The sequence below is a fragment of the Gardnerella coleohominis genome (assembly GCF_002896555.1).
GTDB lineage: Bacteria > Actinomycetota > Actinomycetes > Actinomycetales > Bifidobacteriaceae > Bifidobacterium > Bifidobacterium vaginale_F.
This window is the reverse complement of record NZ_MNLH01000002.1, coordinates 265,195-287,872: the sequence shown is the minus strand read 5'-3', so window position 1 is coordinate 287,872 and position 22,678 is coordinate 265,195. Positions and strand designations below refer to the sequence as shown.

At 39.4% G+C, this 22,678-nt stretch carries 14 protein-coding genes and 3 tRNA genes; 3 read left to right on the top strand and 14 right to left on the bottom strand.

From position 1 onward, the window contains the following. Positions 1-91: 91 nt before the first annotated feature. The 6 genes from BFS05_RS03030 to BFS05_RS03005 all read right to left on the bottom strand — a co-directional run bounded on the left by BFS05_RS03030 (position 92) and on the right by BFS05_RS03005 (position 7,590). The gene (locus tag BFS05_RS03030) at positions 92-763 is read right to left on the bottom strand and encodes a pyroglutamyl-peptidase I (RefSeq protein WP_103084530.1); all 672 of its coding nucleotides are present in this window, start codon (positions 761-763) and stop codon (positions 92-94) included. A 12-nt stretch (positions 764-775) separates the two neighbouring features. Continuing rightward, positions 776-1,741: a purine nucleoside phosphorylase YfiH/LACC1 family protein gene (locus BFS05_RS03025; RefSeq protein ID WP_103084529.1), complete on the bottom strand. Its 966-nt coding sequence runs from the start codon at positions 1,739-1,741 to the stop codon at positions 776-778. A gap of 14 nt (positions 1,742-1,755) precedes the next feature. Then, positions 1,756-2,619, bottom strand: a complete 864-nt coding sequence (locus BFS05_RS03020; RefSeq protein WP_180978571.1) for an aldo/keto reductase — start codon at positions 2,617-2,619, stop codon at positions 1,756-1,758. 255 nt (positions 2,620-2,874) lie between these two features. Next, the gene (locus tag BFS05_RS03015) at positions 2,875-5,685 is read right to left on the bottom strand and encodes a polyribonucleotide nucleotidyltransferase (RefSeq protein ID WP_103084528.1); all 2,811 of its coding nucleotides are present in this window, start codon (positions 5,683-5,685) and stop codon (positions 2,875-2,877) included. Positions 5,686-6,468: 783 nt separating this feature from the next. Further along, a complete protein-coding gene (gene rpsO, locus BFS05_RS03010) occupies positions 6,469-6,738 on the bottom strand; it encodes a 30S ribosomal protein S15 (protein WP_004109774.1) in 270 nt (89 codons plus the stop codon). 183 nt (positions 6,739-6,921) lie between these two features. Further along, on the bottom strand, positions 6,922-7,590 hold the full coding sequence (locus tag BFS05_RS03005; RefSeq protein ID WP_374703757.1) for a teichoic acid transporter: 669 nt from the start codon (positions 7,588-7,590) through the stop codon (positions 6,922-6,924). Positions 7,591-7,802: 212 nt separating this feature from the next. Here BFS05_RS03005 and BFS05_RS03000 point away from each other — a divergent pair, with 212 nt between their 5' ends. Then, positions 7,803-8,492 (top strand): DedA family protein, encoded by a 690-nt coding sequence (locus BFS05_RS03000; RefSeq protein ID WP_103084526.1) that lies wholly within the window; start codon positions 7,803-7,805, stop codon positions 8,490-8,492. A 301-nt stretch (positions 8,493-8,793) separates the two neighbouring features. Continuing rightward, positions 8,794-8,866: transfer RNA gene (locus BFS05_RS02995), tRNA-Ala, on the top strand. Between the two features lie 76 nt (positions 8,867-8,942). Here BFS05_RS02995 and BFS05_RS02990 read toward each other — a convergent pair. The 4 genes from BFS05_RS02990 to murA all read right to left on the bottom strand — a co-directional run bounded on the left by BFS05_RS02990 (position 8,943) and on the right by murA (position 16,430). Beyond that, positions 8,943-11,321 (bottom strand): hypothetical protein, encoded by a 2,379-nt coding sequence (locus BFS05_RS02990; protein WP_103084525.1) that lies wholly within the window; start codon positions 11,319-11,321, stop codon positions 8,943-8,945. Between the two features lie 193 nt (positions 11,322-11,514). Beyond that, on the bottom strand, positions 11,515-11,898 hold the full coding sequence (locus BFS05_RS02985) for a hypothetical protein (protein WP_103084524.1): 384 nt from the start codon (positions 11,896-11,898) through the stop codon (positions 11,515-11,517). 168 nt (positions 11,899-12,066) lie between these two features. After that, positions 12,067-14,655 (bottom strand): serine/threonine protein kinase, encoded by a 2,589-nt coding sequence (locus BFS05_RS02980; RefSeq protein ID WP_103084523.1) that lies wholly within the window; start codon positions 14,653-14,655, stop codon positions 12,067-12,069. A gap of 425 nt (positions 14,656-15,080) precedes the next feature. Continuing rightward, positions 15,081-16,430, bottom strand: coding sequence for a UDP-N-acetylglucosamine 1-carboxyvinyltransferase (gene murA, locus BFS05_RS02975; protein ID WP_180978570.1), 1,350 nt, complete (start codon positions 16,428-16,430; stop codon positions 15,081-15,083). Between the two features lie 935 nt (positions 16,431-17,365). Here murA and BFS05_RS02970 point away from each other — a divergent pair. Continuing rightward, complete coding sequence (locus tag BFS05_RS02970; RefSeq protein ID WP_374703764.1) at positions 17,366-18,346, top strand: IclR family transcriptional regulator; 981 nt, start codon at positions 17,366-17,368, stop codon at positions 18,344-18,346. 54 nt (positions 18,347-18,400) lie between these two features. Here BFS05_RS02970 and BFS05_RS02965 read toward each other — a convergent pair whose 3' ends face one another. The 4 genes from BFS05_RS02965 to gltX form a co-directional block, all read right to left on the bottom strand. After that, the gene (locus tag BFS05_RS02965; RefSeq protein WP_103084613.1) at positions 18,401-19,738 is read right to left on the bottom strand and encodes a metallophosphoesterase; all 1,338 of its coding nucleotides are present in this window, start codon (positions 19,736-19,738) and stop codon (positions 18,401-18,403) included. A 981-nt stretch (positions 19,739-20,719) separates the two neighbouring features. Further along, positions 20,720-20,791 (bottom strand) — tRNA-Gln (locus tag BFS05_RS02960). Positions 20,792-20,831: 40 nt separating this feature from the next. Next, positions 20,832-20,904, bottom strand: a tRNA-Glu gene (locus BFS05_RS02955). 182 nt (positions 20,905-21,086) lie between these two features. Beyond that, complete coding sequence (gene gltX, locus BFS05_RS02950) at positions 21,087-22,649, bottom strand: glutamate--tRNA ligase (RefSeq protein WP_103084521.1); 1,563 nt, start codon at positions 22,647-22,649, stop codon at positions 21,087-21,089. Between the last annotated feature and the right edge of the window lie 29 nt (positions 22,650-22,678).

Below are 22,678 nucleotides of genomic sequence, written 5' to 3'. Positions count from 1 at the left end.
GTAAGCAAAACACTCGGGTGTTGCGCACGTTTTTGCGAAGCTCACACAATAAATAAATACAAAATATAAAAATAGGATATAAGAATAAAATCTACTCAAATAAAATATCCGAAGATGAAGGCTTAAGATAGTACTTCACAGCTTCACTTACAATATCTTGACCAGCTTTAATTTGCATATCCAAAGGCAAACCATGACGAGCATCGTGAGATTCAACAACAGGCGGAAAACTCACAAAACCAGCCAATAATCGCCTATCCGTTTTACTAGCAGACCAATGTAATAATCTGTAAAAAAGCGAATTGCAAACATACGTTCCAGCATCTGAGCTTAAAGTTGAAGCAATACCTTCATGCGCAAAATCATTTAAAATCATACGCAATGGCAAACGAGTCCAATAAGCCGCAGGGCCATCCTCTACAATAGGCATTCGCTGAGGTCTACGATTATCAACATCAGGCTTTTTAGCATCCATCATATTCGTAGCACAACGCTCTAGTTGCACTCCACGAGCAGCATGCTTAACACCAGTTGATATTACTATATTCGCATTTTCACGTTCGACTATTTCTAATAGTTCTGGCCAAGAATTAGCAAAACTAATAGGTAGCATCACGGATGTGACTTTAATAGTTGTGTCTTTTGGTAAAGAAAACTGATCGCTTTGCATAAGTGACAGCGCGCGTGGAACTTCATAAGAAGGATTTATATCAAGATCTGAATATGGACCAAACCCTGAGATAACTATGTTGATTTGATGCATAACAATATCTTTCTACTTGTCCTTGATTATAAGAGCAAGCAATCTTCCTTCATGCGATTTTCCAGCCAAACTAGCACGGCGATGAGAATACCAGAGTGGATTTTCCAAAGTACAAATAGGATTATGCAAATCCTGCAATCGTGCAGCTAAGGACTCGCCTTCACCATCTACTCCGCAAATCGTGCGCAATTCCTCATCTTCAGATAAATATTGCGTTGCAGCTGTAACTCGCGGCAAAGCTTCAACAATATTCGCTACTCCTGCGAGCGCTAAATCAATGCGAGCAGCTTCAGCAATATCAATACCGATTCCACCGAAACGCGTTTGTGTTACAGTTTGTGGATAACGTTTTTCAAAATCGCGAGCAATACTCTCACCAACTTCGTAGCAATCTCCACAAATACATGGGCCAAGCACTGCTGTTATGCGAGAACGCTCAGCTCCCTTTTCGCACATTGCTTCGATGGCAGAATCAAGCACACCAGCCATCAATCCTTTTCGCCCACAATGCGCTGCAGCGATTACTCCAGCTTCGTCGTCCGCAAGTAAAACTGGCAAACAATCAGCAGCAAACATGCCCAAAGCGAGAGAGCACGCAGTTGAAACTTGCGCATCCGCTTCAATTCTAAATTGCGAATCCGCAAAACCTGTTGCATCAAAGCCGTAAGAAGTATTCCATGAATCTACTACACTATCTGCGTCAAATACTTCTCTGCCATGAACTTGAGCAACAAGCGACAAATCGGCTTGCAAAGCTTTCTGTAAAGCTGCGCGATTGCTCGCTACAGCTTCTGAATTATCTCCTGCGCGACCACCTAAATTAAGTGAAGCAAATAATCCTTCAGAAATCCCACCCAATCTAGTAGTAAAAACTGCACGAGTGCGAGTTCCTAACGCCACCGGAATAGTCACAGGAATTGGTGCACCATCCTCATCTTCGTGAGGCAATGGCATACCAGTTACGCTTGTTTCTTGCATTTTATTGTTTTCTTTCAGCCTAAATAAGCCAATTCTTCATTGCTTAATTGCAAATCGGAAGCTTTCAAACTATCTAAAATTGTAGCCGGTCTGTGAGCTCCAGGAATTACGAATATGTGATCGCCTTTAGCTAGCTCCCAAGCCAAAACTACTTGCTGATAGCTTACGCCATGATTTTCTGCAACTTTGCGGAATGGATCAAAAAGATGCTCGTCATAAGGATGACGGAATCCACCAAGAGGACTCCAGCAAACAAAAGCAATTCCGAGCTTTTCGCAATATTGCAAGGTATCTTCATTCTCTAAATGAACTGGAGAATATTGATTTTGTACTGCTACTAACTTTTCTCCTAAAATATTGCGAGCAATATCAATCTGCTCTACAGAAGCGTTAGAAATACCGATTTCTCGAGACACACCTTCGTCAAGCAACTGTTGCATTGCTTCAATAGACTCATTGTATGGAACTTCTGGATCTGGCCTGTGGAAGTAAAGCAAGTCAATAGTGTCAACACCTAAAGCCATTGCAGACTCTTTGGCATGCGCAATCAAATGCTCTGGCTTGCCATCTTTACCCCATGTTGGTCGTCCGTCAGTAAAGTTACGGAAGTGACCGACTTTAGTAGCAACCAGAATAGAAGATTTGTCGCCTTTCCAGCTTTCTAAAGCCTCACGAACAAGCTTTTCGCCAGTTTGTTCCTCGCCACCAGAGCAGTAATATGCCCAAGCTGTGTCAATATGCGTACAACCTGCATCAAGAGCCGCGTGAATTGTTTCAATTCCCATATCATGGCCAAGATTATTTTCTATTGTTAACGGCATTTCGCCAAAACCAATAGCAGTTGTATCAAACGAACCTAATGCGCGATGCATAACCATATTTCACCCCTACGCTGGTAGTATAAACTTTTCCTGTTTTTATATATGCTTTCATACTAGTTCATTGCAGAGATTGCATAATATATGCTTCAGACGCATCTTGCTAATTAGAATGACTAATATGCTAATTAGGCTTTGCTAATTGATGTTTATGAGAAATGCCCTCAAAAGCAGACGCAATTTGAAGGCATTTCTACAAATATTCATTTTTAGTTAGTATCTAGCAATAATTTTGCTTTAATACTATTTGCGCGATTAATTCTCCTCGAATGGATCAAAATCGCGGCGCACGCGGCGACGAGGACGTTCTGCACGTTCATCACGAGCTGAACGATATTCATCATAGTGATCATCATCTGCTGCATAACGTGGATTTCGATCAGATGCGCGACGATTTTCTGAATCGCGACGGCTACCGCGATCATCACGGTCATCACGCGATTCACGCGATTCACGAGATTCACGTACGTCACGATCATCACGATTATCATATCGAGCATCGCGATCATCGCGAATACGGCGACGAGGACGATCGTCAAAATCACTGTCATTGTAACGATCGTCGCGATCTGCACGATCTGCACGACGATCATCACGACGATCATCGCGACGGCTACCGCGGTCATCATAACGAGCATCGCGATCAGCATAACGGTCGTCGCGATTCACACGATCTCTATCATCACGGTCGTCACGCATGCGGCGACGAGGACGATCAGCGTGATCATTGCGGTCTGAACGATCGTGATTGTCTCGATCATCACGGCGTGAACGAGCACGATAATCACCGCGATCATTGCTATCGCGATCATCATGGGAGTTACGAGTACGATTTTCCCTGCCTGCAGGAGCTGAAGATTCTTGATCTTCAAAACCTGGAATAGCCAAAGAAATCTTTCCGCGCTCATCTACGCTTTGCACGATAACTTCAACATTATCGCCTTCCTTCAGCACGTCTTCAACAGTGTCAATACGCTCACCGTTTGCTAAATTGCGAATCTGCGAAATATGAAGCAAACCGTCAGTTCCTGGAGTCAAGTTTACGAAAGCACCAAAGCTTGTAGTCTTAACAACCTTACCAGTGAAAGTTTCACCAGCCTTTGGTACGCGAGGATTTGCAATAGAGTCGATGATTTCCTTCGCCTTCTCTGCAGCTTCGCCACCTTCAGAAGAAATGTAAACAGTACCGTCATCTTCAATAGCAATTTCAGCACCAGTTTCTTCCTGAATTTGGTTAATCATCTTGCCCTTAGGACCAATAACTTCACCAATCTTATCTACAGGAATTGTGGTTGTGATAATGCGTGGAGCAAATGGGCTCATCTCAGCTGGGCAATCAATGCACTCGTTAATAACTTCAAGAATCGTTGAACGAGCTTCGTGAGCCTGCTGCAAAGCGGCAGCCAAAATATCAGCTGGAATGCCATCAAGTTTAGTATCAAGCTGCAAAGCAGTGATGAACTCGGAAGTACCAGCAACCTTGAAGTCCATATCACCGAAAGCATCTTCTGCACCGAGAATATCGGTCAAAGTCTTGAAGATATGCTTTCCATCGACATCGCCAGAAACCAAGCCCATAGCAATACCAGCAACAGGAGCCTTCAAAGGCACACCAGCTGCAAGCAAAGAAAGCGTAGAAGCGCAAACGGAACCCATAGAAGTTGAACCATTGGAACCAATAGCCTCAGACACCTGACGAATAGCGTATGGGAACTCTTCGCGACTTGGCAAAACTGGTACCAAAGCCTTTTCAGCTAAAGCACCGTGACCAATTTCACGACGCTTTGGAGAACCAACGCGACCAGTTTCACCAGTGGAATATGGAGGCATTTCGTAATTGTGCATATAACGCTTAGTTTGTGGGCCAGAAAGTGCATCCACTTGCTGTTCCATCTTAAGCATATTCAAAGTAGTTACGCCCAAAATCTGAGTCTCGCCACGCTGGAAAAGCGCAGAACCATGAACGCGAGGAACAATATCAACCTCGGCAGAAAGCGTACGAATATCGCGCAAACCGCGGCCATCAATACGATAATCTTCCGTTAAAATACGACGACGAACAATCTGGCGCTGTAACTCCTTGAAAGCGTTACCAAGCTCCTTTTCCTTCTCCTCATCGTCCATATCAGTAAACTCTTCTGCGATTGCAGCACGCACGCCTTCCTTAATTTCAGCAATGCGATCTTGACGAGGAAGCTTTTCAGCAATAGAAAGAGCCTCATTCAAATCAGCATGAGCAATCTCATCGATTCTGGCATAAAGTTCGTCAGTATACTCTGGGAACAGCTGGAATTCCTTGGTTTCTTTAGCTGCAATACGCTTCAACTCATTCTGAGCATCGCAAATAACCTTAATAAACGGCTTTGCAGCTTCCAAACCGCCAGCAACAACTTCCTCATCTGGCTTAGTTTGACCCTCATTGTAGATCAAATTCCAAGCATTCTTGCCAGCGCCAGCTTCAATCATTGCAATAGCAACATCGCCATTTTCAATAACACGACCAGCAACAACAATCTCAAATACTGCACGCTCGCGCTCACTCCAGCGTGGGAAAGCAACCCACTGACCATCAATCAAAGCCAAGCGAACGCCGGAAACTGGGCCTTCAAATGGCAATCCAGAAATCATAGTAGATGCAGATGCAGCATTCAAAGCAATAACATCGTATGCATCATCTGGATTAATTGCCAAAATTGTTTCAACAACTTGCACTTCGTTACGCAAAGTGTGTGGGAACAATGGACGTAATGGGCGATCGATAATACGGCATGCTAATGTTGCTTCGTTAGAAGGACGGCCTTCACGACGGAAGAAAGATCCTGGAATCTTTCCAGCAGCATACATTTTTTCTTCCACATCAACAGTCAATGGGAAGAAGTCGTAATTTTCCTTTGGACTAGATCCTGCAGTCGTCGTAGACAAAATCATGGAATCATCATCCAAATATGCGGCAACAGCACCGTCCGCTTGCTGAGCGAGACGACCAGTTTCAAAGCGCATCGTACGCTTTCCAAATGAACCATTATCAATAACGGCTTCTACAGCCTTAATTTCGGGACCCTCCACGGGTTCCTCCTTTTCTTAACTTACCTAATCAACCAACATGCGTAATAACATTGACGACTTCGCATCATTACCTATATGCGAATATTTGCAATCTTTGCAACACTTGCATTACGCCAATATTTCGTAGTGTTTTTTGTTTCGGCTACTTCAATCATCCTTATTTAGTTATACTTCATTTTTTAGTTATAAAATTAAAATAATTCAGCGCTATTTACAAATACATTGTGCTGAATTAAAGACTAATTAAGTTTTAATATTCAATCTTCTTTAATATATATTAAAGATTTTACTGCCTTAATTATTACTCTATTATTTTATTTATAATTTATTATTTTAACTTTTATTATTTTCTTCTCGAGACTTTCTGTCTTCCCAGATTTTAAATCTACAGAATTATTTAAATTATTCTGAGGATTTTATTTCTCTCTCAAACTTCTTAGTTTCTTTATTCTCTTAAATTACTATCTCAAGACTCTCTTAAGACTCTCTCAAGACTCTTTAAATACTCTCTTAAGACTCCCTCAAGACTCTCTCAAGACTCTCTCAAGACTCTCTCAAGACTCTCTCAATAGTTACTCTCTTAAATTATTGCTTTTAAGATTTTCTCTCTTAAGTTTTTTAAGTTTTCTTCTTAAACTTTTTCCTAAGATTCTCTCTCTTAAGTTTTCCTCTTAAGCTTCTCTCCTACACTTCTCTACTAAGCTTTTCACACAAACAAATATGTTTAAAACTCAGAAGAAATGCAAAAAGACCCGGGCATAATAACACCCGGGTCAAAAAAGATTATCGACGCAAGCCAAGTCGTTCAATCAAAGAACGATAGCGATTGATGTCAACGCGCTTCAAATAATCAAGAAGACGACGACGATCACCAACCATAAGAAGCAAACCACGACGAGAATGATGATCGTGCTTGTGCTCCTTCAAATGCTCAGTGAGATCAGCAATGCGCTTGCTCAACAAAGCGACCTGCACTTCTGGGGAACCCGTGTCACCCTCGTGCGTCGCGTATTCGTTGATAATATTCTTCTTATCTTCAGCCGTTAATGCCACGGCGTCCTCCTTAATATCACTGCGCGGTGCCACAACCTCATGTTGTAGCGCTCTCAATCCGCGGGCGTTACACGCCGAGTTTCAATGTTACAGCTAAGCGAGAACAAATTAATATATGAACGCAAAAATTCTAAGCGCAAAATAAAATTCAACTACAATCCAATTTTGCATTAGCTGCATCAACTACATTGCTGTTAGAAAACCGCCAAACAAAACTATTAATATTGAAATAACTTCAACAGTGTAGAACATAAGGAAAGATGCCCAGCTTCTCGTAAATACGTTAAGGCGCGATTTTTTAGGCACTACAACGAGTAATCCAACAAATAATATTGCAAACGCAGCAACACCAAATCCAGCAGATATAATTCCAAGATTAGCAGCATTCGCCAAAGCAGCTGAAGCACCGTAAACAACATGAGTAGAATACCAGAAACTTAATCGCAACAAGCACAATCCAGCAATAAATTGTTCAAATGCCAAAAATACGAGTAAGCCAATTCTCCATATCCACTGTTTTGGCTCAATAACAGTCATAGCCAAACAAGTAAACAGCGTTACAGTAACAATCCAAGAAATAAAAACAACTCCAGCTGGCGAAAGAACTGAAAAATTATCTATAACCCAATTTGTATTATTTGCCGCAAGAGTTCTACCTTCCCAATACGGAGCAATAATAGCTACAAGCAAAACAACTACGTATAAAGCTACCCATTTAGGATTAGAGTTTTTACGCGAAATATCTGCAATAGAAAGCTCCTCATCCGGCTTTGACATATCTACAGAATTAGAAATAGAATAATTTTCCTCTACAGATTCAGACTTTTTATCACTATTTACTTTAGTCTTCATATCAGCCGAACTCCTTCCCATTTACTGTAACACTTTATATTTTACGTCACAAAATTTACCTTTATCTATCACCATATTTTATACGAGTGTACGCTTATATGCACATTTGCAAAACTTCTTAAGTTGAAGCATTGCAATATAATTAGTAGTCCGAGTTAATTGACATATGCAACGTTTCAATAGCATCGTTGCAGCCATACGACAGGATATTCATGGGATTCATTGATTTTATTGCTAATCTTCTCAAAAATCCACACTCAGCCATAGCTGGCTGGATTGCCATGGGCACAGCACCAGCCCTAGGGATTATATTCTTAGTAATTTTTATTGAAACTGGAGTTGTGTTCTTCCCATTTTTGCCAGGCGATTCATTGTTGTTTGCGGCTGGAGTTTTTGCAGCACCAGACGTTAAAACTGGTAACGTCGCATTGCCACTTCCATTATTACTTTGTGTTGTTTGGCTTGCCCCAATTATTGGCGATCAATGCAACTACATGATAGGCCATTTCTTCGGACGCAAAATAGTTGAATCAGGTATGGTTAAGGCTCTTACTCCTGAGCGACTTGCGAAAACAGAAAAGATGATTGACAAGTGGGGACCTTTAGCAGTATTCATGGGTAGGTTCTTCCCGTTTATTCGCACATTTATGCCGTTTATTTCTGGGATTTCTGGCATGAAGTGGATAAGATTCACGCCATATTCGATTCTTGGCGCAATAACATGGTCTTCACTTTTTACTTTACTTGGATATTTCTTTGGAAACATACCTTTTGTGCAGAAAAATTTTGAATTAGTAATCGTTGCGATTTTACTATTATCGCTTATCCCTACTTTTATAGGTCTGATTAAAGCTCATATTGCTCATAAAGCAAAGAAAAATGACGATTCTAATAAGGAATAGTCATAGATTTAGGAATAGTCACGACCAAACTCCAAATGCAATACCAAATAAATCACCCTGCCTTTGTCTTTACTGACTCAGGCAGACCTCACTTGCGTTGAAAGTCCACTGGACTTCCAACTTGAGCGAGTTTCCGCTCCGAATTGCTTTCGCGCACTATGCTTTAACGCTCAAGCAGGTCGTCGCGCCACAAAACGTTGCAATACCGCCGCTCGTACGCGACACACCGATAGCCTATATACGAACCTCGTTGTGCTTATATAAATTTTGTAGTAACCTTGGAGAGTTGTCGTAAGATATTGGGGCTATAGCTCAGTTGGTAGAGCGCTTCGTTCGCATCGAAGAGGTCGTGGTTTCGATTACCATTAGCTCCACTAAGCCCGCTGCACTCATTCCACCGCGGCGGGCTTTTTTATTATAAAATTCGTGGTTATTTGGGTTATTTCAAGGTTAATTCCCAAAAAGCTTCCCGTCATGACGATAAACAAAATATCCAACTACACAAACGCCAGAAACACTAACAATTATTACGGCAATTGCAATTAATAATCCAGCATTATTGTTTTTAGAAGGATTGTTTGAGAATGATTTATCTTCAGACATTAGCTTCTTATTGGAATGCTCATTCGAAATTTCCCCCTGATTTTCTGAATCATCTTTATTTTTATCTTTAGAATCCTCACTATTCTTATCATCATCGCTTTTAGATCCGCTATCTTTATCGATATCATCACCTTTATCACTATCGCTATCTTTATCGCTCGTTTTATCTTTATTAGCACTATATTCTTCAGAATCATCATGATTGGCTGAATCCCCAGAAGATTTCTTAGATTTAGTACTCGATTTATTAGACGAATCTGCAGAAGCGCGTTTAGAAGAATCCTTTTTAGCGTAAGACTTTCTTGCACTGCGATTTAACCTTATAGCATCCGCCATGTCATGCGGCATAGCTCGATTATGATCTTTTAATATTGCTTTCCATCTAGGATGCAATCTATAAACACTTCGTGAAACATTCTTATTTTTCTTAACGCTTTTATTTGATTTTGTATTACTAACTTCAGAATCGTTTTCATTCTTTTCAGCACTTTTATCTTTAGTTTTTTGCACTGTTTTATTAGAAGAATCCTCATCTTTCTCTTGTCTTTTAGACGCACTAGACGCATCAGAAGCATCAGATTCTTCAACGCGTTTTGGACTACTATCTCGCTTATTGATATCATCAGATTTGCGATTATGAGCAGACTTTAGAGAATCTTTTCTCCCAACTTTCTGACTACCTTTTTGGATAGTTTTCTGACTACCTTTTTGGCTACCTTTCTGACTACCTTTTACACTAACTTTCTGACTCACTCTCTTATTCGCCGAACCATTTGCCGCACTATTTGCCGTATTATTCGAAGAACGCTTAATTTTCGCACTGGTCTTAACAGACTTTTCTACGAGATCATCTTTTCTAGCTTTATTACTTTTATTCAGATTTTCGTTAGTAGCTTCTTTTTTAGCACTTTTAGAATTTCCAACATTCGCCGATGAAGACTTAGAATCATTGGAATTACGAGTATTATTATTTGAATCATTGTTCACAGCAGAAGCCCTATTACGATCAGTAGCAGCATCACTACGTATAGAATCACTATTACTAGAATCAACATCACCGTCGCGAGAACCATTGTCGCGAGAACCACTGACACGAGAACCAGCATCACGAGAACCACTGTTACGCTTTTCATTGCTACCAGTATTCGTAATACCAGCATTAGAAGCTCTACTGTCTACAATAAATGAATTTTTTAATATTTCTGACTTATTCCCAGAAAGATCTACAAATCCATATAGCACGCACCAAAATCCGTCGTCATAATTCGCTGTCGCATGCCATTTCTTGCTTGTATCCTCTTTAGTAAAATCAGAAGCAGTAAGAATTACCTTGTTATTGTTAAAAGAATTAACTGCTATAGGCATCGAAGGATTTAGGCTCTTAACTAAAGCAAAATTCTCATCTTGAATTGTTACATGCGCGATTCTACGAGTATTGAAATATTGCATATCTCGAGAATTATTATCTTCGTATTTAACAGATATTTTCGGACGCGTATTGTCAATTACTATGTAACGAATAAAACTTTGATTATTATCAAAATTGCTAATAGACAAACTGCTATTATCCGCAACAACATTACCGGAAATACCATCATCCCCGATACCATTACCAGAAATACCATTACCGGAAATAACATTATCCGCATTATTTTCAGAATCATAATTCTTTGAATTAGAATAAATGCGATAATGCGAAGGATACCTAAGAGAAACAGACTTCACAGTTATCTTAGATAAATCATATATGCCTTCGTTTTTAAGAGTTAAGTTAATCGTATAACTCGTAAGCGCATCTAAAGGAAGCGACTTAATTTGAGGATTCTCTTTGTAATTAACTTCAACATCTTCCGATAATGCTAGAAAATTCCTATACAAACGAGAATTATTAGTCGAGTTATAGCTCGGTATATTAACTCGCACAGTTTTAAGATTTTTAGCAAACTCTCTTGTAAATCCATCTATAGTAATTTTTAAGCGCACATATGCGTGAGCGAAAGCAAACATGCTTTTATTAGATATTTTCGTATCATTTTCACCGCGAAAATCCACATTTTTAACATGTAAATTTCTAAATCCGCGAAAATCAAAATCACGCAAATCACTACTCGGACGCGAATCATTAGAATTACGCAAATCATTAGAATTACGCAATTCGTTACCTTCAGCCATTGCAGAAGAAGACTTCGCATCATGCAAAAATGCATTAATATGCGTTTCATTCATACACATCCAAGAAATAATAACTATTAAAACTATAGGAATATACACCCATCGTTTATGCGATGAGGATGTATAAATACTATGCTTACCCAACCTCTTCATAATCAAATTCCCCCAAATAAACAGATACAAAACACTTTTGCTCGAATTTAAATTAGAGCTACAAATAAATTAATTAATCATTACGTTTATTCGCTCACACAAGACAAAGCAAACGTTTATTTACACGATTAACGCCAGAATTCTTAGAGTTACTTGTACGCAAAGAAATTTGTCTTAGACTAGAAGATCTAGGACGACTATTGCTACAAAAATTACCCCTCAAAAACCGCTTTTTAGATCGAACTATAACGCGCCTTCCGCGACTTTCACGAAACTTTTGAAAAATAGATAATCCACGGTGATTTGCGCATGATGAATATTTTTGACCATGCCTTGCAGATGTTTTAATTAAAGTGCCAACTGAACTAACAGCTCGCTTTAACACAGCAATCTTCGCCAAAGCGAACGCTCCGAAGCACAATAACACACCCATTATCAGAAGTGAATATCCCAACATATTCCACATATTAGCTGTCATACTTTCCCCCTATTTAAAGCTCTATTCTTAAACTGCAATCCACTACTGTGATCCACTTAAACTGGATCCACTTAAACTGGATCCACATAAACTGGATTCACATAAACTAAATTGCAATCCGTTTAAACTGCAATCAGCCACCTTGTTTTAGTTATTTTTAGCCACTATTTAGTTGCGCTTAGTAGTCTTTTGCTTCACATTTTTATTTGATTTGACTCGTGTACTACTCCAACTCATTCCTTTAAAATCATTGCCATCACCTCCTTTAGCGTCATCGTTGATATAAACTCCACCTGTATCTGCATATTTATGAGTATTTATATCTTTTTTATCTATGAGTATTCCTTTATCTGCATTATTTTGATTTGACTTTTTACTATTTGATTTTTTACTATTTACTTCTTTATTATTTGCATCTTTGTATTCAGATTTATTATCAGCAACACCCACATTTTCTTTGATAACTTCATAAATACTTAGCAATTGTTGCTTTCGAGATTCAAGAATGCGACTTGTAGTATTAGTAGACTGCGCTAAACCATAAGCTAACTCATAAGTTTTTTGCACGCTATTTTTATCGTTTTCATCATCTAAAGTCGCGTCCAAGAATTGAGCACTATCCACAGCAACTTCAGCCATACCAATACGCAAAGCTGCATTATTATTTTCATAAGTCTTTTTAAGCAGCCTTATAAGGCAATCACAAAAGTCGCGATAATACGATTTCTTTTGCTGATTTTGCGCATAGCTCAACTCACTGTTCTGATTAGTAGAATCTTCAGAAGAATTAACTAAATTATCAGTAGAATATTTTGATTCCTCACTGGATTCTCTAATTAGCTGCAAATACGATTTGGCGACAGACTTATATAGTTTAATAAGCTCATAATTTGAAGAATCCTCACTATTTAAAGCTTCTTCAAACCAACCAACAGCTTTATAAACATCTTCTGCATACTCTTTTTCTGAAATATCTGAATTATTCAAATTATCGTCGCGCGAATTACTGTCACGCGCATTACTAAAATCATCAGTCTTATAATTACGCCCGCTCTTAGAATCACTAATTTCAGAATTATTCGCATCTACTTCAGATTCATCCTCAAAATTTTCTGACTTAAAGAAATCAAAAGCATAAAACCAATAGGCCTTACCTATCTCAAAAGAAAGCTTAGACCATAGTTCAGGTTGATTGCGCAATCTTGCTTCATAAGTTGAAATAATCTTATTGAATGCAACTATTTCACTTTCATCCCAGCGATAATCTTTGCAATAATACTCCAATAATTTAAGCACAGGAGTCATCGGCATTGATTCATCACTTATCGCACGCACGCAATACATTTCAGCTTCTTTAGAAGTTAAAGCAGAAACGCAATTGCGAATATTATTGTCATAATTTTCATTTCTCACGCGTTGAGATACAGCAAAACTCACAGGACTTAGAACAAAGCACAAAGCTCCAGAAAGAACTAGCGCTAAAATTCGCACAAAGTTCTTCCTCTTATTAGCCGTGCGCTCCCTTCTGCTTGCATACGACTTTTTCTCGCAACTCGAAAAATCTTTTCCAGTTTCTTCTTCGCACAACTCATCTTTAAATGAATTATTACTATGATCTTCTTTAAAATCGTATGAATTATCATCACACGATTCTGAATCAGAAGTTTGATTATTAGACGCAGAAACCGTACTAGCCGCAGAAACATTATTGATACCAGAAACTGTAGAAGCACTCTTCGCAACTGTAGCAGCATTCGAAACTGTAGAAACATTCGAGACGGTAACAGCATCCGATACGGCACCAATCCCAGAGACGGCAGCAACATTCGAAACTGCAGCAACACTAGCGACGGTATCAGCATCCGAAACAGCATTAATCTCAGAAATAGCGCAAGACTTATACTTACTTAATAATTTTTGCAATATAAGTAAGTCATTCATCATATCATCGCAAGAACGATACCTATGCATAGGATCAGCGCACATACCGCATTCTACAATCTTGCATAATTTAGAAGTTAAATCTAAATCAGCTCGCTTATGCATATTATTTTCAGACTCACGCTCATTAAGCATATAAGAAAAACCGATTTTGCCAGTGCGCTTATCGAATTCAACTTTTTTACCTAAAAGCACATATCCCAAAGTTGCAGCTAATGCATAAATATCTGATTGAACAGTTATATTTGCGCGCTTATCTAATTGCTCAGGAGCAGAAAAACTTTTAGTCGCAAAAATAGCATTACCATAATCATTTGAACTTATATCACGTATTGTTCTCAACTCTTGAGAAGCTCCGAAATCTATAAGTTTTACATGATTCTCGTTGTTTATTATCACATTTGCTGGCTTCATATCGCCATAAATTACACAAGGATGCAAGTTATGAAGATACTTCAATATGTCGCATAATTCCAAGCCAATTTTGATCACAAATTCAGCATTTTGAGCACCATTTTTAGCAACAATATATGAAAGAGAATTTCCTTGAACATAATCTCTCACTATATAAGCGCGATTATTTTCTTCAAAATAGTTAACAATGCGAGGTATAAGAGGATGATCGCAACGATTTAAAATGGAAATTTCCGCTTTCAAAGCGTTCATAACAAAATCACGATTAGGATTTGAACCTAAAATAACTTCTTTTACAGCCCAAGTTCGCTGCAACACGTTATCTACAGCAAGAAACACTGTAGACGTGCCACCGCGACCAAGCTCTCCAAGTAGCTGGTATCTACCTCCAACGCATGTCATTTTATGCCCCAACTTTCTAATACTCACATGCTTTACTCACATGCTTTACTCACATGCCCTATTCACATGCTTTAAATGCTCCTTTTATTGCTTTCAATCAACCCCAACCGTGGATGTTTGTATTACTTTAACGAATATTTTTAAATAGACAAAGCTTTTTTATGCATTGTGGTCGAAAGTTTAAAATAACATTTTCTTTACGCAAATAAACATAAAATTACAAAATAACACATAGCAAAAACGCCCATAAGAAACCAGTAAAACCAGCGGAACCAGTAAAACCAGCAAAACTTATGAGCGTTAAAAATAAATATGACTAAAAATATGACTCAAAGAAAATGACTCAAAGACAATAATCCAAAGACAATAATCCAAAGACAATCTAGCAGAAAACCTGCAAAAATCTAAGAATCATAAACTAATCGTCAATCAATATCTGCACCCAATGCGAGTAACTTACCACGGAAATCAGCATATCCGCGATCTATTAACGATATTCCGTGCACGTTTGAAGGACCTTTTGCTGTTAGGGCAGCAATCAAATGACTAAAACCACCACGCAAATCAGGAACATCAATATCTTGACCAGTTAAAGGCGTCGGCCCAAAAATAACAGCAGAATGCTTATAGTTACGCTGCTGGAATCGGCATGGAAGAGATCCTAAACATTCACGATAAAGCTGCACCATAGCACCCATATCAACTAAAGGCTTAGTAAATCCAAAACGATTCTCATACACTGTTTCGTGCACAATACTCAAACCCTTAGCTTGAGTTAAAGCAACAACTAAAGGCTGCTGCCAATCAGTCATAAACCCAGGATGAACATCTGTTTCAATAGCTACAGGCTGCAAATCCCCACCTGGATGCCAGAATCTAATACCTTTATCAGTTACATCAAACTGACCGCCAACCTTACGAAATACATTCAAGAAGGTCATCATTTCAGGCTGAGTAGCACCCTTAATAAACACATCTCCATGAGTTGCAAGAGCAGCAGAAGCCCATGAAGCTGCCTCAATTCGATCAGTTAACGCTGTATGCGTGTAACCATGAAGCTTTTCAACGCCTTCAATGCGGAAAGTTCGATCGACATCAACAGAAATAATAGCTCCCATTTTCTGCAAAACAGCTACCAAATCCATAATCTCAGGTTCAATAGCAGCACCGGAAAGCTCTGTGCGACCCTCTGCCAAAACAGCAGCCAGAAGTGTTTGCTCAGTTGCACCAACCGAAGGGTAAGGCAAATGAATCTTAGTACCATGCAATCCATAAGGTGCTGTGATATGAATACCGTCTACATGTTCTTTATCAACATTTGCGCCAAGCTTACGCAAAGTTTCCAGATGAAAATCGATTGGACGGCCGCCAATATTGCATCCACCTAAAGCTGGGATAAACGCTTCGCCCAAACGATGAAGCAGCGGACCAGAGAAAAGAATAGGAATACGAGAAGATCCAGAAAGTGTATCAACATCTGCAACATCAGCTAATTGAACTTTGGTAGCATCAATCGTCACAATGCCTTCAGAACCATTTACTTCAACATTAACTCCATGCAAGCGAAGTAAATCTGAAACAACGTGAACATCTCGTATTTCTGGCACATTCTTTAATACTGATTTTTCAGGCGCAAGCAATGCTGCAACCATCGCCTTGCTCACGAAATTTTTAGCACCGCGAACTTTAATAGTTCCATTCAGCGGCTTACCGCCTTCAACGTGCAAAACATCTGACGCATTATTGTCAATATCAGCTGCGCTATGTGCGGACACAGTTACCTCTTTCGTTCACGCGCCAACTTTAGATTCAACCACACTTGCTATTTACTCATATTCAAACATAGTTTAGTATCTTCTATCACGCAAAATATCCAACTCATATATGAACCAACAATATTTTGCATGAAAGCAGCAGCGCATTCAAAAACACTATATACATCATAGCGAAACACTTGCCCACACGCTGAATTATTTGTTGAATTCTACACGCAAATTTTATCTAACAACTTAAATTCAAAAAGAATCAAAAATAAAAGCGTAAAAGCTGTAAAGCTAAAATGTCGAAAAGCGTAAAATCCAGAAAACTGGAAGGGCCAAAAGCGTAAAAGTTGGAAATCTAAAAAGCCATAAATCTAAAATCCGCAAAACTGAAAAATTGAAAGCTGGAAAGCCAAAAAAGATAAATCCAAGAAAAAAAAATGATATTTTTTATTTTTATTTTCCATTTTAAAATTATAAATTTTCAATTTTCCTAAAATCATAAAAATCGTAATTATTATTAAGATAAATTGCGATATTGGTTTAAAAAATAATTTATATGGTAGATGTTACCGCAATCATTTTGGAAATCCACTTACAAAACAAAACTGTAAAGTTTACATAAAAATAAACTTATTTTTGCAACAAGAAACATTTATACGAAATTTTTATCTTTTTAAAAGAATATTTCTTAAAAACATTATTGAAAGCCATATTTGCATTTTTAACAAATAATGGCATAATCATCAATAAACTTTTAAGCAATTGATAATTTTCCATATTGAATCAATAAATATCGGAAATTATTAAAAAACAAAACTGCAATAATATGCATTCATATGGGGTGGTGAAAACATATGCAGAATAGCGAAAATGACAATCTGATGCGCAATTATGTAAACAACGAAAATAACGAAAACAATCAGATTATTATTCCAACTAGCGCTATTTTGCCTAATTCCACTTTGTCTAATTCCACTCTGCCTAACGCCACACTGTCTAATGAAAATTCTGAAAATTTTTTGGAAACATATAACGACGAGAACAAAATCTCAAATACAGCAAGCATAAACGATGTTTTGCAATCTATAGAAGCAGAAAATTCCTCGTCTAAAGAGAATCTAGAAGATTATTCCGGCGTAGGCGTACTAGATAAGATTGTTCGAATAATTGACACATTAGAACAAGGACCACTAACTTTAGCGCAACTTGTAGAAGTAACGCATTTGCCAAGACCGACAGCTCATAGACTTGTTACAGCGCTAGAACACTACAACTTTGCATCTAAAAATCACCAAGGAAAAATACAACTTGGATCTAGATTCACAGAACTAGCATCATACACAAGTGACGATCTGCTACTATCTAAAGTAAATCCAGTTTTAAAAACATTAGTAAATAAAACCGGAGAATCAGCATTAGTATTCCGCAGACAAGGTGGCAAATGCTTATGCGTTGCAGCAGAAAATCGCAATATTGCTAGCAATATGAACTCAATGCACAATGAAAAATATATATCGCACTTTCAAAATCAAGGATTAAATTATTCATACGATGATTTAAATCGCGAAAACTCTAAAACAGCGTCCTTATTTAAAGTAGGATCTGTCCTTCCACTCACACGCGGATCTATTGCCCAAGTATTATTAGCCTGGGAAAATCTTGAAAAAGTACAGCAATATATAGATAATTCAAACTTTACAAACGCACATCTTAACACTGTACGCAAGCGCGGATATGCAGAATCACTCAATGATTACGACAGCAGATTATGCTCAATTTCTGCTCCAATTCGTAACTCTTCAGGAAAAGTTATTGCAGCCCTTACAATATCCGGAGAAGCAAATCGCATGGGCACAAACCTGGGGTTGCGTTATTCGCATCTTATTATTTCTGCAGGCAAATATTTAAGCGAATCGTTGTCGAAATAGTAAATTTAAGCGAATCGTTGTCGAAGTAATAATATTCCGCGCGCCACTAAGCATCTAACGCTTGCGTAATCTATGCAATAACCTGACCCATAGCGAAGGCTTGCGCAATAAATCCACCTCTGGAAGATTATGCTCAGATTCAGCCGTCAAACCGTATGTATACGCCTTGCGAGATGAAGGCTTACCAACTAATTCACCAAACTCAAGCATTTGCATACGTGGCTCAAATGGGTGACGAATGTCAAATTCAAAAAGACGAATCCCGCGTTTAGACGGTTCAGGACCGTAAGAGCCAAATCCGCAAGTAGGCGTAGAGACGAGCAAAATATTATTAGAAGGTTCCCTGCCTGCAAACGCATTACGATGATCATTTCCAGCAGCAACAGCAAAAGTGCCGTTCTTGCACAGGATAGCAAACTCGCCACTATCTACATCCGGGCAACTAATTCCTTCGCACAAATAACCATCAGGTAAAACTCGCTTTTCATCTAAAGCATAATATTTACCACTAAATGCGCGATATCCTTCTATAGCATGCTCTGCAGAAGCAGATTTTGCAGGAACAGTGCGGAGCAAATCATAATACTGAGGCAAAGGAAAATGCTGGAAAACGCAGAATCTTTGCGGCAGGAAATTTGCAAGTTCATTCAAAAAATCTAATGTTCTACGAGAAGGCTCACCATATCCGCCTTCTTTAGAATAATCTCCTGAATTAACTAATACGAGCGAGAACACTATATTTTCACGCTGTTCATCTTTTACTGGAAGAGCTAAAGTACCTGCCTCACAAGGGAAAATAACCTGATTAGGTAAAATTCCATGAACGCGCTGCACTCCACTAGCCCAATTTGAAGCACTACTAGAAGGATTCCCTTTTTGATTTAAACAACCGGGAAACTCTCTATACAAATCATCCAATTGATCATTACTTAAACCGCACTGAAAATCATGATTACCATAAGTTACAGCCCATGGTATTCCGCGATCCTCCAACGGCTTTACCATGCTTCGAATATGCTTACGCACCTTTTCGCGAGTAGCATCTAAATCACTTTCGGAAAAATTAGCATTACTATCCCAACGGCGACGCATAAAAGTATTAGCAAAATCTGGAGAATATCCAGCAATTTGATTTCCTGTAAAAATAACTAAATCAGGACGCGCTGTATCACAAGCAGATTCAATAAGACGAATTGTATCGCTTGAAATCTTAGAACTTTCTTGCAAATCTGCACATTGAAGTACGCGAAACTTTCCTGAAAGATGAAACTGCAATTGCCCTAAGCGTGCGGAAATAGATAAAGAATTGCTACGAGTAGCTGACGCGCTATTCTGTGAGCTCAACTCTGCGCTAACAAGATTTAATTCATCAGGCTCATCTTGAGAAGACATATGTTCAGGCATAATTTAAGCATACGGCAGATTATTCAACATTTCACACAAATTTGTATTTTTCTTATATTTTTATTATTAGAAATACGCGGAAAATAAGTTTTATATAGGATTATTTACAAAATACGCTTTGCTACCGATTAGGCAGAGATTTGAGATTTTTCGCACATGCATGTTCTTGAATTTGTTTACTTCTCCCCGAGTTTGTTTACTTATGTACCCTGTAAGTACACAAAACCAAGCAACCCTTCTTGCTTTTGTTTACCAACACACCACATAAGTAAACAAAACCAAGAACACTTCCCCGACTTTGTTTACATATCAACCCCAAAAGTAAACAAAACCAAGAACACTCCCCCAACTTTGTTTACTTCTCCCCGACTTTGTTTACCAACACACCACATAAGTAAACAAAACCAAGAACACTCCCCCGAGTTTGTTTACTTATCAACCCCAAAAGTAAACAAAACCAAGAACCCACTCTTGCTTTTGTTTATCAACACACCAAATAAGCGCACTATGCTGCTTTAAGCTCGGTCGATTCGACTATAGATTTATTAACAAACGCTCCTAAAAAGAAGAATTGGAACAGAACAAACAAGTACATTCTCTAAAAAGGATAGAAACTTAGTAAATTAACATTATATTCACAGGAAACTTTCAGCAAATAGCATATTATTACTCAGGATTGCGTGATTATATATAAGTAACAAAGAAATCACGAACAAGTGATTGACATAGACTTGATATAATTTAACCTCTCTTCTTCTTTTATCAGAAACCCCGGCATCGTTCCGGGGTTTTTGATTTCTACTCAAATCTAATCAAATCTACTCAGAAAATCTAATTAAAGATTCGAGGTATGCAAGTAATCGACATGTCATCGACAAGTAGTCAACAGATAAACATGATCAGCAGATAGGCAGCGAAACCAAAAGAAAATAGATAACAAAAAAGCCCTCGTCCTACGAGAGCTATTCGCTGGGGTACCTGGACTCGAACCAAGAATGGATGAACCAGAATCACCTGTGTTGCCAATTACACCATACCCCAATTGGCAGGCTTCGCGGCTCTTGGAACCGTTCCGTCTTTGTACCCCCGACCGGATTTGAACCGGTGTTGGCGCCGTGAGAGGGCGTAGTCCTAGGCCGCTAGACGACGGGGGCTTTCATTTATCAGCTACGCCTCTTGACGCAACAAATGACGACTTTACAACATAACTGCCCAACATGCAACCGCGGCGTGTCGCACCAAGCGAAAAATCATCCCCAAATCAGTTACAAAAATGCCCCAATGCAAGCAAAAATCAACAAGCATTGGGGCAAATCGCGTTAAAGCTTAATCATTTTTACAAATGCTCACGCAATCCAGCCAAGCGCGCCAAAGTCACGTCTTTGCCCACGATTTCCATGGACTCAAAAAGCGGAGGCGAAACGCGGCGTCCAGAAAGTGCAACTCGCACAGGGCCAAATGCCAAGCGCGGCTTGTAACCAGCTTCCTCAACAAGCTTCTTGTTCAAAAGTTCATGCAAAGAATCTGTATGCCAATCAGAAGCGTCAACATCCTTCAAAGCAGCGAGCGCAGCATCAAGAACCTCGCCTGCAGATTCCTTCAACTGTTTACGCGCATCGTCATCTGGCTCAATGTAGCCATCTTCGCTTAACAAACTGCCAACCATTCCAGCGACCTCACCAAGCAAACGCACGCGAGGCTGTACAAGAGGAGCAGCAGCGCTAAGCACTTCACGCTCGCGGTTAGTTAACGCATCCCAATTGTCTGCGCTAACTACGCCATCCTTATGCAAGTAAGGCACAGAACGATTCAAGAAATCTTGCGAATCAAGCATGCGAATATGCTCAGCATTAATGGAAATTGCTTTATCCAAGTCAAAGTGTGCAGGATTTGCCTTAACGTCTCGCACATCGAACTTTTCAATCATTTCGTCCATAGTGAACACGTCACGATCAGGAGCAATCGACCAGCCAAGCAAAGCCAAGTAGTTCAGCAAGCCTTCTGGAATAAAGCCGTTATCCCTATGCAAGAACAAGTTTGACTCAGGGTCTCTCTTGGAAAGCTTCTTCTTACCTTCTCCCATAACGTAAGGCATATGGCCGTAAAGTGGAGTTTCCTTAGCAATACCCATTTCCATAAGATAACGGTAAAGCACAATCTGACGAGGCGTGGAGCTCAAAATATCCTCACCGCGCAAAACCACGTTCACATCCATTAACGCATCGTCAACAGGGTTCGTAAGCGTGTAAAGTGGATCGCCATTCGGGCGAACAATCACATAATCAGGAACAGATCCAGCTTTAAAGGTGATTTCGCCACGAATTAAATCGTTAAAAGTAATGTCTTCATTTGGCATCTTCAAGCGAAGTGCAGGCTTACGACCTTCATCACGGAAAGCTTGCTTCTGTTCCTCAGTAAGGTTGCGATCGTAACCATCGTAACCAAACTCAGCAGGACGGCCAGCAGCAATATTACGCTCCTTAATTTCTTCAGGAGTAGAGAAGGATTCGTAAGCGTATCCTGCTTCAAAAAGCTTTTGTGCTACGTCTTTATAAATTTCCATACGCTGGGACTGGCGGTATGGGCCGTTATCTCCGCCAACGTCAATGCCCTCATCCCAATCAATATTGAGCCAACGAAGAGCCTCAATAATCTGCTGGTAGCTTTCCTCGCTATCGCGCTCATTATCGGTATCTTCAATGCGGAACAGCAATTTGCCATGAGTATGGCGAGCCTCTGCCCAGTTAAACAGCGCGGTACGAACCATACCTACGTGAGGTGTACCAGTTGGCGAAGGGCAAAAACGCACGCGAACATTCTTTGGAAGTTCAGGCTTTGTGGATTTTGTTGCGTTATTAGCAACTTCTTGAGTTTCCTCGATATCAGTCATAGGTTCCATTGTGCCGCGCGTTACGGACGTGAATCCAC